Annotated in this window: 11 protein-coding genes; 9 read left to right on the top strand and 2 right to left on the bottom strand. The window is 42.6% G+C overall.

Annotated features, from left to right (window positions below):
- Positions 1–17: 17 nt before the first annotated feature.
- The gene (locus tag ACSYSN_RS01970; RefSeq protein ID WP_491712541.1) at positions 18–398 is read right to left on the bottom strand and encodes a bacteriocin immunity protein; all 381 of its coding nucleotides are present in this window, start codon (positions 396–398) and stop codon (positions 18–20) included.
- Entirely contained in the window at positions 395–1,159 is a 765-nt protein-coding gene (locus ACSYSN_RS01975; RefSeq protein WP_491712542.1) for a DeoR/GlpR family DNA-binding transcription regulator, read from the bottom strand. Before ACSYSN_RS01975 ends, ACSYSN_RS01970 begins: the two co-directional genes overlap by 4 nt.
- A 284-nt stretch (positions 1,160–1,443) precedes the next feature.
- Here ACSYSN_RS01975 and ACSYSN_RS01980 point away from each other — a divergent pair, with 284 nt between their 5' ends.
- From ACSYSN_RS01980 to ACSYSN_RS02020, 9 genes are all read left to right on the top strand, one after another.
- The gene (locus ACSYSN_RS01980; RefSeq protein ID WP_491712543.1) at positions 1,444–3,843 is read left to right on the top strand and encodes a phosphoketolase family protein; all 2,400 of its coding nucleotides are present in this window, start codon (positions 1,444–1,446) and stop codon (positions 3,841–3,843) included.
- A 236-nt stretch (positions 3,844–4,079) separates the two neighbouring features.
- Positions 4,080–5,279: a metallophosphoesterase gene (locus ACSYSN_RS01985; RefSeq protein ID WP_491712544.1), complete on the top strand. Its 1,200-nt coding sequence runs from the start codon at positions 4,080–4,082 to the stop codon at positions 5,277–5,279.
- A 10-nt stretch (positions 5,280–5,289) separates the two neighbouring features.
- Positions 5,290–6,462 carry a nucleoside transporter C-terminal domain-containing protein gene (locus ACSYSN_RS01990; protein ID WP_317637859.1) on the top strand — a complete coding sequence of 391 codons (1,173 nt, stop codon included), beginning with the start codon at positions 5,290–5,292 and terminating at the stop codon, positions 6,460–6,462.
- Between the two features lie 175 nt (positions 6,463–6,637).
- The gene (locus tag ACSYSN_RS01995; RefSeq protein ID WP_491712545.1) at positions 6,638–9,307 is read left to right on the top strand and encodes a calcium-translocating P-type ATPase, PMCA-type; all 2,670 of its coding nucleotides are present in this window, start codon (positions 6,638–6,640) and stop codon (positions 9,305–9,307) included.
- Between the two features lie 214 nt (positions 9,308–9,521).
- On the top strand, positions 9,522–10,259 hold the full coding sequence (locus ACSYSN_RS02000; protein WP_317637861.1) for an amino acid ABC transporter ATP-binding protein: 738 nt from the start codon (positions 9,522–9,524) through the stop codon (positions 10,257–10,259).
- Positions 10,260–10,270: 11 nt separating this feature from the next.
- Entirely contained in the window at positions 10,271–11,086 is an 816-nt protein-coding gene (locus ACSYSN_RS02005; protein WP_491712882.1) for a transporter substrate-binding domain-containing protein, read from the top strand.
- Positions 11,083–11,721 (top strand): amino acid ABC transporter permease, encoded by a 639-nt coding sequence (locus ACSYSN_RS02010; protein ID WP_491712546.1) that lies wholly within the window; start codon positions 11,083–11,085, stop codon positions 11,719–11,721. Before ACSYSN_RS02005 ends, ACSYSN_RS02010 begins: the two co-directional genes overlap by 4 nt.
- Positions 11,722–11,736: 15 nt before the next feature.
- Positions 11,737–12,396, top strand: coding sequence for an amino acid ABC transporter permease (locus ACSYSN_RS02015; protein WP_491712547.1), 660 nt, complete (start codon positions 11,737–11,739; stop codon positions 12,394–12,396).
- 237 nt (positions 12,397–12,633) lie between these two features.
- Complete coding sequence (locus ACSYSN_RS02020; RefSeq protein ID WP_491712548.1) at positions 12,634–13,611, top strand: SIS domain-containing protein; 978 nt, start codon at positions 12,634–12,636, stop codon at positions 13,609–13,611.
- The last annotated feature ends 9 nt before the right edge of the window (positions 13,612–13,620 follow it).

The raw sequence follows: 13,620 nt of genomic DNA on the forward strand, positions 1-13,620 counted from the left end.
ATGTTAAAAAAGGAAAGTTAAATACTGCTAAATTGGTGTGCATCCGTGAGCGGCCCTGAATAAACAAAGTTCAAATTAATGTTTTTGGTCTGGTCCGCCAGCTTGTGCAGTAATTGGCGTTGTTGCTTGGTTAACTGTAAGTGATTAAGGGCAAGTTGTCCCTGAATATACATTACCAGCTTGCCAGTATAAGCTAGCGGATGGTCACAGGCGTCAAACTTATGCATGACTAGCCCAATCGCATCACGAATGTGCTTATATTTAGCAATATTCAATTCATTATAAATATTGGAAAAAAAACTACAATAAAATTGCTCTAATTCTTGATACACTTCTTTATTTAGTAAGTCACGTTTTTTCGCCGAACTACCAAAAAAAAAAGGCTTGCATGGCCTCACCTCCTTAGTACTGGAATAATCTGGGTATTTGGTGAAAAATTGCTACTAAGTTCTTGGGGCAGAGGTTCGTCCGTAATCAGGACATCGATCTGACTCAAGGGGATCGACAGGTAAGGAGAATTATTTCGACTATTGAACTTGTATTTTTCGGCGACTACCACAACTTGTTTAGCTCTTGAAGCGGCAACCCTAATTAATTCAGAATCACTCATTTTGGCTAGATAGATACCATCACTTCTAACGTTAGAAGTACCGATAAAGGCGGTATTAAAACTCATCCGTTTAAGCGTCTCAAGTGCCGTAACTGAATAACTGAACCGGTGGGTTTTATCAATTTTTCCGCCGAGTAGGCGGACTTGCGGTAAGGTAGCCTGCATTAATTCCAGCGAATTATCGATCGAATTAGTGACAATTTGTAAGTTCAGGCCATCGATTAGTTCACACAACTTTTTTAGGGTAGTTGAAGGACCAATAAAGTCGCATTGATTGGGATGGACAAAGCGTTTAGCCATTTGGGCCATCTTGGTCTTAATGGGAGAAGCAATTTGACTTCTTGCTAAAAAATTGGGCACACCGTCCTGATTGTTTGCAATTAGACCGCCGTGTACCCTAATCGCTTGCCCAGTCGAAGTCAACTGCAAGACATCGCGGCGGGCGGTGTCAAAGGAAACGGCAAAATAGGTCGCCAAGTCCTTCGTCACTAAATGGTGTTTTTCGGCTAAAAGTTGTTTAATCTTGTAAATACGCTCTTCTTGAGTCATCTTTCTGCTCCTTACTGTAATTTAGCATGTCTGCCAGGATTGTTTAACGATTATTTCAGCGTTATAGCTATAACTTAATCATTTATCAGTATTTGATCATTAAAATGCAGATAAGTAAAGAGCGATTGCTTGATATAGCAGACTTTTGCTTGCTTGCACAGCAGGCAACTACAGTTTTTAAAATTGGTACGTTCCAATTACCGAAATGGTTGAACTATTTTGAAAACTTGCTATAATTAATTTAACAAATTCTAAGCAAGTAAAAATGGTAAAGGAGATTATAAATGGCAGTTGATTATGATTCACAAGACTTCTTAAAAAGCGTTGACGCACACTGGCGTGCCGCTAACTATCTTTCAGTTGGGCAGCTCTTTTTGATGGACAATCCATTGTTAAAACATGAGCTAGTGGCTACTGAAGTTAAGCCCAAGCCGATTGGTCACTGGGGGACAATTTCTCCGCAGAATTTTTTGTATGCCCACTTAAATCGGATAATTAAAAAATATGATTTGGACATGTTTTACATTGAGGGCTCTGGTCACGGCGGTCAGGTAATGGTTTCTAACGCCTACCTTGATGGTTCTTACAGCGAACTTTATCCTGAAATTCAACAAAATGAAGCGGGAATGGCCAAACTGTTCAAACGTTTTAGTTTTCCTGGTGGTTCGGCTTCTCACGCTGCTCCAGAAACACCTGGTTCCATTCATGAAGGTGGTGAATTGGGCTATTCCATCTCTCACGGTACTGGGGCAATCTTGGATAATCCAGATGTGATTGCTGTGGTTGAAGTTGGTGATGGCGAAGCTGAAACAGGGCCGCTGGCTGCTAGTTGGTTCAGCGACAAGTTCATTAACCCAATCAAAGACGGGGCCATTTTGCCTATTTTGCAAATTAATGGCTACAAGATTTCTAACCCAACCATTGTTTCCAGAATGTCCGATGAAGAATTAACTAAATATTTCGAAGGGATGGGCTGGCATCCTTACATCATTTCGGCATACCAAGGCGGCGAGTTTGATGGTTATCAAGACCACATGCAGGTACACGCGGAAATGGCCCAATTGATGGACACCGTGATCGAAGAAATTAAGGCGATTCAGCACCATGCACGAGCAAATAACGATGCGACCGTACCACACTGGCCAATGATTATTTTTCGAGTGCCGAAGGGTTGGACTGGTCCCAAGTTTGATGTTGATGGCAACCCGGTGGAAAACTCATTTAGAGCCCACCAAATTCCCCTGCCAGTGGACCAAGACCACATGGAGCATAAGGACAGGCTGGTTGATTGGCTCATGTCTTACCGACCAGCAGAATTATTTGATGAAGCGGGCGCGCCGACTGCGCTCGTCAAAGCAGACAATGTTAGCGGTGAACAGCGCATGGCCATGAACCCAATCACTAATGGTGGCCAAGCGGCCAAGCGACTGAATTTACCCGACTACCGCAAGTATGCCCTCAAAATTGATCAACCTGGGTCAGTTGAAGCAGAAGATATGACAGAATGGGCTAAATATCTTAACGAAATTGCCGACCTAAATCCGGATAACTTCCGTGGATTTGGTCCGGATGAGACTAAGTCAAACCGGCTATTTAAGTTGCTTGATCAACAAAAGCGGCAGTGGGAAGGTTCAATCCATACACCTAATGATGAAAACTTAGCTCCAAGTGGCCGCCTGCTTGACTCCCAACTATCGGAGCACCAGGCTGAAGGCTGGCTTGAAGGTTATGTCTTGACGGGGCGGCACGGTTTCTTTGCTACTTATGAGTCTTTTGGTCGGGTAGTTGACTCAATGTTGACGCAGCACATGAAATGGTTGCGCAAGGCTAAGGAACAATATTGGCGTAAGGACTATCCGGCACTTAACTTTGTTGCCACCTCGACGGTTTTCCAGCAAGATCATAACGGATATACACACCAAGATCCCGGTATTTTGACTCATCTGTATGAAAAGAACCGGCCGGATCTGATTCATGAATACCTGCCAGCAGATACCAACTCGCTTTTGGCAGTTTCCCAGAAAGCCTTCAGTGAGCGGGAATGCATTAATATTCTGGTAACTTCGAAGCAGGTTCGCCCGCAATGGTTCTCAATCGATGAGGCGACTAGGCTTGCTGACCACGGTCTATCCTATATTGATTGGGCCTCAACGGATCAAAATGCTAAACCGGATGTGGTCTTTGCTTCGACTGAGACCGAACCAACGATGGAAACATTGGCGGCCATTGATCTTTTACACAAGGAGTTTCCAGCGCTTAAGCTGCGCTACATTAACGTCATCGACGTGATGAAGCTAATCAATCTGGCGGACAACCCAGAAGCAATTTCGACCACCGAATTTGACCAACTATTCCCAAGTGATGTTCCGGTAATCTTTGCTTGGCACGGTTACAAGGCAATGATGGAATCAATCTGGTTTGGGCGCAACCGTAGCAACGTTCATATTCACTGCTATGAAGAAGAGGGCGATATTACTACCCCCTTTGACATGCGGGTAGTCAACGAGCTTGACCGCTTCCACTTGGCCAAAGATGCCATCCTGAGTGTGCCCCAATATGCCGACCAGAGTGCTGGCTTTGTAAGTAAGATGGATAATTTGTTAGCCAAGCACCACCAATACATTCGTGACCATGGTAAGGATATGCCGGAAGTGACGGGGTGGAAATGGTCCGGCTTGAAGTAAAACTAAAGCATCTTTTATTGAATTAAAGGCAGGCAGTTGCCCTAGCTTAAAATCCTCCTATTTCGCAGGTAGTGCGAAGAGGAGGATTTTTTTGTTGTTTAAAAAAAGGCTTTGCCCAGAAGGCTAATTTAAAAGTAAAATGACTAATTTTGAAAAAGCATTGCTGTTGATAAGTCGTTTATTATAAAATTAAAAGCGTTGTTGAAGTTATTTTATTACACTAGCGTAAAGGAAAAATGATGAGTAAGCAAATCAATGTGTTAACTACCACCGATCTGCATGGTTTTATTGCCAATCAGGGCGATCAGCCGGCTTTAGCTCTGCAAGGGTTAAAACAAAAATTTTCGCATTCATTACTAATGGACAGTGGAGATTTTTTTGTGGGAAATCCCTTAACAACCTTTTTTACAACGGAAATGGCGGTTTCACCCTTGGTCGCATACGCCAATAAAGTTGGCTTCGATGTGATGGTGCCAGGCAACCATGACTTCGATCACGGCATTGTCTATTTAAAAGAGCAGGTTAAACACCTGGATGCAGACTATGTTTGTTGTAATGTCTTTTCAGAGGAAGGTGAGCTGATTTTCCCACCATTTGCCATTAAAGAAGTTGCGGGCATCAAGCTTGGCGTAATTGGTCTTTTAACCAGCAGGATGTCGATGATCAGTGACTTTGAGGTAACGCGTGGCGTGGTTGTAAAGGAAGCATTGCCCGAACTGAAAAAGCAAGTAGCGGCCCTGCGTGAGCAAGTTGACCTAGTTCTGGTTGGCTACCATGGTGGACTTGAGCGGGATTTAGCGACTCATAACGAGATTAATTATGCCACCGGTGAAGATGAAGCATACAAACTAGTATCACAGACTGAAGGAATTGACGGTTTCAGTTGTGGTCACCAACACCGCGTTAATCATGGTCAACTTAAGCAAACCTTAGTTGTGCAGTGTGGCTATCGCGGCAGCCATTTTGGTCATTTGACCTTTGACTTTAATGAACAAACGGAAGTCGTTAAGCGCCAGGAAGAAGTGCTGGCAACGAACTCTTTGCTACCAGCGCAAAAGGGCGATTTTTATAAAGAGGAAGACTACCAGAAGTGGCTAAAGGAACCATTGGACCTCACTCATTTGACCGAATTTTTGCAGGAAAAATATGGTCGCCAGCACATGGGGATTTTTATTAGTTTGCAGGGTAAGAGCAGGCAGCAAGTGATAAACTCCTTCACTATTCCTTATGGTGTCAGGATTTATCACCTGAGTTTAGCTGAATATCAGACCCTGCTTAAACAGGATTGGACGTTTAAAGTAGAAGATTATCCAGCAGGTGCGCAAGACTTTGTGATTATGACTAATTCATATGAAGTACCAGAGTACCGGCTAACTGATCAGTTTGTCGATAATATTTTTGACGAGTATTCATACTACTTGAAGCAGCACGATTAAGGAGAAAATAATGGGAATAATTGGAATAGTATTAGTGCTTGGACTATTATACTGGGCAAGTTTTGATCGCCAAAAGGTTGATTTTAAGTCAATTCTGTTTTTGTTTGTGACCGAATTGGTGATCTTATTTTTGATTTTAAAAACATCGATTGGTAATTCGATTATCAAGGGCTTGTCTGGCAGCCTAAATATTATCAGTGCATCAAGCAGCAAGGGAATTAACTTTGTGTTTGGGGACCTCAAAAATCCGGCGGCGGCTTCACAGTTTTTCTTGGACGTGCTGCTACCCTTAATCTTTATCTGTGCCCTGATTGAGTTGCTGCAGTATCTGCGCATCCTGCCATTCATAATTAAATATGTTGGTAAGGTGCTAAAAAAGCTTTTCCACATTGATGAAATTAACGCCTTCACGATCTTGAGTTATCCTTTTGTCAGCAACGGGGTTTTTGTTCCGTTCAAGGATCAAATGAAGAACATGTCGCCCAACCAGCTGTTTACGCTGTCAATTTATACACTATCTAATACGACAGTAACGATGCTGGCCTCATACATGCATATCATCAAGTCGGAATACATCATTGTGGCGTTGGTGCTCAACCTGTTTACTTCGATTATTGTTGCAAAAATTGTTGCACCTTACGATGTTAGCCAGGTTAACTATGAGATTTCAACTAAAGATACTAACCAAAAGTCGTTGATCACCCGTCTACTTGACAGTATGAACCTCGGTTTTAAGTTAGCCATCAACATTTCTATTTCAATCATTGGTTTTGTCTCACTGATTACCTTTGTTAATATCATTTTCAAGGCAATCTGTGGCAAAACGTTGACGGCGTTAATTGGTTATGTTTGTGCACCGATTGCTTTCTTAATGGGGATTGATCTGCATTCAGCAATTAGTGCAGGCACGGTTCTGGCTACCAAAGCCTTTACTAATATCTTTGTGGCAATCGATCAGATTAACATGAATACTGTTCCAGTCAAAACTCAGGCGATCGTTAGTGTCTTTTTGATTTCCTTTGCTAATCTGCCTAACTTGGGTACAACCCTGGGGATTATGCATACCATGGTTGATGAAGACCATGGTGAAGCGATTGCCAGTCATGCCTTGCGCCTGTTCTTGGTTGCAACCGGGGTCAGCATTATTAACGGTGCCTTAGCTGGACTATTCTATTCATTTTAAACTTTGCGCTTGTTAATTGGGTTAGTTTTATTTATAATAAAATTAACCATAAGGGAGTAACAGCAATTACTTGTGATAAGCCCAACAACCGAAGAAATACTTCTGGACTTATCTTAATTAGTGAGACTTGTGTGTGTTAGGCACATAAGTCTCTTTTTATTTTTGGAGGGTCAAGATGGCGCAAAATTTTTACCAGCAAGCAGTTAAGGACGTTGAAAAAGAACTGGCAACGTCCCAGACCAGCGGACTAAAGTCAGATCAGGTGAAGCAGCTGCAAGAAAAAAATGGTCCCAACAGTTTGGCTGGAACTAAGAAAACTAGTATTTGGCAGCGTTTTTTAGCTCAGTTTAAGGATTTCATGATTATTGTGTTAATCATTGCTGCCCTCTTGTCTGGCTTTGTAGCTCAGGAATGGACGGATGCAGCAATAATTATGATTGTTGTTTTGCTTAATGCAGTTCTAGGGGTTTTTCAAGAAACGCGGTCCGAAGAAGCAATTAATGCCCTGAAGAAGATGGCAACCCCTAACGCGCATGTCCGGCGAAACGGCCAAGTAGTTGTATTACCCAGTACCGAACTGGTGCCAGGTGATGTAGTTCTGCTTGAAGCTGGTGATGTGGTTCCCGCTGACTTGCGTTTGGTAGTCACCAAAAGTTTGAAAGTTGAGGAGTCGGCCTTAACGGGGGAATCTGTCCCAGTTGATAAGGATGCAGCCGCGATTAATGCGGCTAAAGTCCCGCTAGCTGATCAAGTTAACATGGCCTTTGCCAATACTAATGTGACTTATGGTCGTGGTGAAGGAATTGTTACTCAGATTGGGATGGGGACTGAGGTTGGCAAAATTGCAACTATGCTCAACAATGCTGATGAAACCGATACGCCACTCAAGCGCAATTTAAACCAACTGGGTAAGACACTGACAATAATGATCCTGTTGATCTGCGCGGTGGTCTTTGTGGTCGGTTTTTTGACCAAGCGGGGAAGTGCACCAGCAGACAAGCTGGCAATTGACATGTTCTTGGTTGCGGTTTCACTTGCAGTAGCTGCAATTCCCGAAGGTCTGCCGGCCATTGTTACGATTATCTTAGCTCTGGGTACCCAAGTAATGGCTGCCCACAAGGCGATTGTGCGCAAGCTGCCAGCAGTTGAGACATTAGGGGCAACCGATGTTATTTGTTCAGATAAGACGGGAACGTTGACCCAGAACAAGATGACGGTTGAGCAGCTGTATTATAATGGAAAAGTTCAGCAAGCAGACCAAGAGATTACTGAGGACAATCGGGCACTGCTGGCAATGATTTTGGCGAATGACTCTAAACTAGATGATGCTGACCAGCTTCTTGGTGATCCTACTGAAACTGCCTTGGTGCAGTATGCCCTTGACCAAAAAATTGCCGTCCGAGCATTAATTGATGGTCACAAACGAGTTCAGGAAGTACCATTTGACTCTAGTCGTAAGCTGATGAGTACGGTTAATGAGGATGACGGCCAGTATTTTGTGGCGGTTAAGGGTGCGCCTGATCAGCTTTTAGAGCGGGTAACCCAGATTGATCTGGCTGGCCAAGTGCAGAAAATTACGGCCGCCCAAAAAGACGAAATAATGGCTGCCAACCAAAAAATGGCCCAACAGGCTTTGCGGGTGCTAGGCTTAGCTTATAAAACAACCAAGCAGCTGCCAGCTGACCCAACGACTGACAATGTTGAAACGGATTTGATTTTTGCTGGATTGGTGGGAATGATTGATCCGGAACGACCAGAAGCTCAGGCGGCAATTGTAGAAGCCCGCAATGCTGGCATTCGTACTGTTATGATTACCGGTGACTTTCAGGTCACTGCTCAAGCAATTGCGGAGCGCTTAGGGATTTTAAAGGCTAACCAAGATGATCGGGTGGTCACGGGTAGCCAGCTTGATGAGTTCAGTGATGAATATCTGCAAAAACATGTTCGTGACTATAGTGTCTATGCGCGTGTTTCACCTGAACATAAGGTTCGGATTGTAAAAGCTTGGCAAGCCGCAGGTAAGATTGTGGCTATGACCGGTGATGGGGTGAACGATGCGCCGAGCCTGAAGCAAGCCGATATTGGTATCGGCATGGGCATTACGGGTACTGAGGTCTCAAAGGGTGCCAGTGACATGATTTTGGCGGACGACAATTTTGCTACAATTGTGGAAGCCGTTAAACAAGGGCGCAAGGTCTTTAACAATATTCAGAAGGCTATCCTATATTTGATGAGCTGCAATGTCGGAGAAGTTCTGACCGTCTTTATGATGACCATGTTGGGCTGGGATATTCTCGCTCCGGTACAATTATTGTGGATTAATCTGGTTACCGACACGCTACCGGCAATTGCTTTGGGCCTTGAACCGGTCGAAAAAGGCATAATGACGCGCTTGCCACGCGGAAAGAAGTCAAACTTTTTTAGTGGAGGTGTTTCCAGCTCCATTGCCTACCAAGGAATTTTAGAAGGAATAATTGTGTTATTGACCTATCAGTTAGGCTTAAATATGGGTCCGCACGTGGGTAACGCTAACATGCAACACGGTGATGCCTTAACAATGGCCTTCTTGACTTTGGGTCTGATTCAACTTTTTCATGCCTTTAATTCTAAGTACATTCACCAGTCAATTTTTTCCAAACAAACCTTTACCAATAAGTGGTTTAACTGGGCGATTGTGATTTCGGCACTGGTAATGGCAGCGGTCGAATTGCCTTTTTTGACGAAGTTCTTCAATGTAACTGAGCTCAATGGTATACAATGGCTGACAGTGCTGACCGCTGGTCTTAGCATGATTATCATTGTGGAAGTAGTTAAATACTGCCAGCGCCGACTGGGTCAAAAGTAAAATAGTCAAAAGAGCTCTTCAAGAAAGAAGGGCTTTTTTAGGATAAAAAATTCTTGCCAAAAGATAAATAGCTATACAATGGGTTTTTAAACGATTGTTTTTTATAAATTTTGCTTAAAAAAAAGCTTAACTTTTAAAATTCTTAACAGTTATAGTAAAATGTATTAAGCACTCATTGCATTTCACTGTAATGAATATGAAAGGGGCGATAACAATGTCGATGATAGAATTCCATGATGTGCAGAAATATTATGGCCATTTTCATGCGCTGCACGACATTAATTTAGAAATTGATCAAGGTGAAACGGTGGTTCTGATTGGACCATCCGGTTCAGGTAAGAGTACCTTAGTACGAACCGTGAACGGACTTGAATCAATTCAAGAAGGTCAATTGATTGTTAATGGACACGATTTGTCTGATTCCAAGACCAACCTAAACATTTTGCGTAGCGATGTAGGAATGGTTTTTCAGCACTTTAATTTATACAAAAATAAAGATGTGCTTGAGAATATCATGCTGGCACCGCGAATCGTCAGTCACATTCCTGAAGAAGAGAATAAGAAACAGGCGATTGAACTGCTTGAAATGGTTGGCCTAGAAAAATGGGCTCACAATATGCCGTCACAGATTTCCGGTGGGCAGAAGCAGCGGGTGGCTATTGCCAGAACGCTGGCGATGCGACCAAAGCTTATTCTTTATGATGAACCAACTTCAGCGCTTGATCCGGAAATGATTGATGACGTTTTACAAGTTATCAAAAAAGTTACTAATGAAAGTGGCATGACCTCTCTCATCGTGACACATGAAATGGGCTTTGCCAAAGAAGTTGCCAACCGGGTGATTTTTATGGATAAGGGTCAAATTGTTGAAGATGATGATAGTCAAAGTTTCTTTAAGCAACCTAAGACAGAGCGTGCCCAACAGTTTTTGAGCAAAATCATCTCGCACTAAGGAGGCCAATGATGAAAAAGAAATTTTGGCTACTTCCCTTACTAGTCTGTGTTCTTTTTTTGACGGGTTGTGGTAAAAGTTTATCGGAGCAGTCCGTGTTAGACAATGTTAGACAATCTAATACCATTACTTGGGGCGTTAAAGGTGATGTTAAGCTTTTTGGTCTGATTGATGTTCGTGATGGCCAACAAAAAGGTTTCGACGTTGATATGGCTAAGCATATTACTAAGCACATTTTGGGCCCGAAGGGACAGGCTAAGTTTGTCACGACTACTTCCCAGTCAAGGGTACCACTGCTTAAGAATGGTAACGTTGATGCAGTGATTGCGACCATGTCGATTACTCCAGAACGAAAAAAGATCATCTCTTTTTCCAAGTCATATTTTGATGCCGGTCAATCACTCTTGGTTTCAAAGAAGTCTTCGATTAAGAGTGCGAAAGACTTAAATGGCAAAACGATAATTGGTGTAGTTGGAGCTAATTCGGTCCAAAATATCAAAAAAGTGGCGCCCAAAGCTAAGGTAATTGAGCTCCAAGACTATGCTCAGGCGATGAACGCGCTTAAGTCAGGCCAAGGCGATGCCCTGACCACCGATAATGGTATTTTGTTTGGTTTAGCCGTTCAAAATCCGGGCTATGTAGTCCGCGGAGGTACTTTTACAGTAGAACCTTATGGCGTTGCCGTTAATAAGGGGCAAACCTCATTCACCAAGGCGGTTGACCAGGCCGTGCTGGAGATGCAACATAACGGTGAATATAATCGTTTGATTAAAAAATGGTTTGGTGATGTCCCAGGATTTAAGTATAAGGAGCTGTATCGCCAATGATTAGTATCTTTACAAAATATAGCAACGATTTGCTTATCGGTTTAGGTTGGACGGTTTTGTCCAGTGTGATTGCCTTATTTTTCAGTTTAATAATTGGTACGATATTTGCGATTATGGAGGTCGTTCCGAGCAAAACAATGCGGACAATTGGTCGAGTATACGTAGAGATTTTGCGTAATATTCCTCTGTTGGTAATTACCATGTTCTTCTACTTGGTTATTCCCAAGTATGTGGTTAGCATCAATGGGTTTACTGCCGGCACGATCGGCTTAACGCTCTATACTTCAGCCTTTATTGCCGAAACGATTCGTTCTGGGATCCAGTCTGTTTCAGGCGGCCAGATGGAAGGAGCCAGATCGACCGGAATGACCTACTGGCAGTCCATGCGTCACATTATTTTGCCACAGGCTTTCAAGATTGTCATCCCACCACTTGGTAACCAGTTTGTCAATTTGGTTAAAAACTCGTCGGTACTCGCTTTTGTGGCGGGCTTTGACTTGATGTATCAAGCAAATACAATCGCTTCAGCCACCTTTGATACGATTAATAGTTACTTGGTGGTAGGGTTTTTGTACTTAATTGTTACTTTGCCGCTAAGTTATTACATGCAGCATTTAGAAAAGAAATTAGCCTAGAAGGGGGACGGTAAAATGCAAAATTGGATTAACGCCTATTCATGGCTTAATATGCGCTTTTTATTGATGGGCCTCTGGGTAACGATTTATGTATCAGTTATTTCGGTTGTTCTTAGTTTTATTTTAGGCTCAATTTTAGGCATTATTAGATATTCAAAAATAAAATTCTTTGGTATTTCCAAAATAGTTGGCTTTATTATTGACATTATTCGTAATGTCCCACTATTGCTGATAATCTTCTTTACCTACTTTGGTCTACCCAACTTTGGTTTAAGACCAGAGACGATTCCGGCAGCGATTATTGCAATGACTGTGTTTGAATCAAGTATGATTGCGGAAATTGTCCGTTCGGGTATCCAATCAGTATCATCTGGTCAGATGGAAGGGGCCAGGTCAACCGGAATGTCCTTTGTTCAGGCCTTGTGGCACGTCGTGCTGCCGCAGGCTTACAAGAACATGATTCCCACCATTATTAGCCAATTTGTTTCGCTGATTAAGGATACATCGCTGGCTACGATTATTGTGGTACCGGAGATGATGCAGCACGCACAAGTAATTTACGGCCAGAATGGTAACTACATGATTCCAATGTTTGTCGCACTGGCAGTACTTTACTTCATTGTCTGCTTTACCCTGTCGGTAATTGGCAATCAGCTGGGTAAGCATTTGACGTAAAATTAAAGTTTAACTTGATAAAATTAAAGTAGATTTCACAAATTTGTGAAATCTACTTTTTTATTTACTTTGATATATCAGTTATTTGTTTATACCATTTCACAATAAACCGAGTCGAATGACTAATTTTAGCTAATTGTGATTAAAATATTTTAAGAAAAAGCTTGACAGATTAAAATTAGACAATTATATTATTATATAACATCATATAACAATTACTGATTGAGAGGTTTATTAATGAAGAAAAAATATCAACAAGAAATTGCCAAGGTTGTTGCTGCAGTCAAAAAGCGGGGAGACCTTAATCACGTGTATTTTGCAGCTTGTGGTGGCTCCATGGCCTTCTTGCAGCCAGGTGAATATATCATCAATCGCGAATGTGACATTCCAGCAACGGTATTACCAGCACGTGAGTTTACCACTCGTAACCCCCACGACTTGGGAAAGCACAGTTTAGTGGTAACTTGTTCTCATTCGGGGAGCACGCCGGAAACTAATGAGGCAACCAAGTTTGCCAGAGAAAAGGGCGCAATGACGGTTGCAATTACGTTTGCTACTGGTTCAGACTTAGAACAGAATGCTGATTATACTTTGCATTATAGTTGGGGCAAGGGAACAGACGCAGCTGATTTGAACACAGGGGTTTTGTACGGGTTCATCTTTAGCCTATTAAAGGCAGTAACGGGTGACGGTAAATTTGATAAGGGCTTGGCCGCACTGGCTGATTTAGAAAAAATTGCGGCCAGAACTAGAGCACAGTTTGACGCTATCACGAAGAAGTGGACTAGTGAGTTAAAACGAGAAAAACTAATCTATGCAGTTGGTTCGGGCATTAATGCGGGTCAAGTATATTCGTTTTCAGCCTGCTGGCTGCAAGAAATGCAGTGGATTAACAGTAGTTATATTAACTCTGGCGAATACTTCCACGGTCCATTTGAAATTACTGACTTTGATGTTCCCTTCATTATCTGTATTGGCATGGGAGTCACGCGCGAGATGGACCAACGTGTAGCTAACTTTGCCCAGCAGCATAGTGAAAAAGTTTATCTAATCGACAATAGTAAGTTTAATTTGCATGAGATTGATCCAGAGTTCCAAGAGTATTATTCACAAATTCTTGCTGGTGTAGTCTTTCGGCAATTGGCTGAAGGCTTTGCTTATGAGCGGGGTCACTCACTTGATGTTCGCCGCTACATGTGGCACTTGGATTATTAGAAAGTAGTA

Source organism: Lactobacillus sp. ESL1191 (assembly GCF_058504435.1).

What these genes read in the sequence shown, in the direction of transcription:
- ACSYSN_RS01975 (WP_491712542.1), bottom strand. Translation starts at nt 1,159, where the DNA reads ATGACTCAAGAAGAGCGTATTTACAAGATTAAACAACTTTTAGCCGAA.
- ACSYSN_RS01980 (WP_491712543.1), top strand. Translation starts at nt 1,444, where the DNA reads ATGGCAGTTGATTATGATTCACAAGACTTCTTAAAAAGCGTTGACGCA.
- ACSYSN_RS01985 (WP_491712544.1), top strand. Translation starts at nt 4,080, where the DNA reads ATGATGAGTAAGCAAATCAATGTGTTAACTACCACCGATCTGCATGGT.
- ACSYSN_RS01990 (WP_317637859.1), top strand. Translation starts at nt 5,290, where the DNA reads ATGGGAATAATTGGAATAGTATTAGTGCTTGGACTATTATACTGGGCA.
- ACSYSN_RS01995 (WP_491712545.1), top strand. Translation starts at nt 6,638, where the DNA reads ATGGCGCAAAATTTTTACCAGCAAGCAGTTAAGGACGTTGAAAAAGAA.
- ACSYSN_RS02000 (WP_317637861.1), top strand. Translation starts at nt 9,522, where the DNA reads ATGTCGATGATAGAATTCCATGATGTGCAGAAATATTATGGCCATTTT.
- ACSYSN_RS02005 (WP_491712882.1), top strand. Translation starts at nt 10,271, where the DNA reads ATGAAAAAGAAATTTTGGCTACTTCCCTTACTAGTCTGTGTTCTTTTT.
- ACSYSN_RS02010 (WP_491712546.1), top strand. Translation starts at nt 11,083, where the DNA reads ATGATTAGTATCTTTACAAAATATAGCAACGATTTGCTTATCGGTTTA.
- ACSYSN_RS02015 (WP_491712547.1), top strand. Translation starts at nt 11,737, where the DNA reads ATGCAAAATTGGATTAACGCCTATTCATGGCTTAATATGCGCTTTTTA.
- ACSYSN_RS02020 (WP_491712548.1), top strand. Translation starts at nt 12,634, where the DNA reads ATGAAGAAAAAATATCAACAAGAAATTGCCAAGGTTGTTGCTGCAGTC.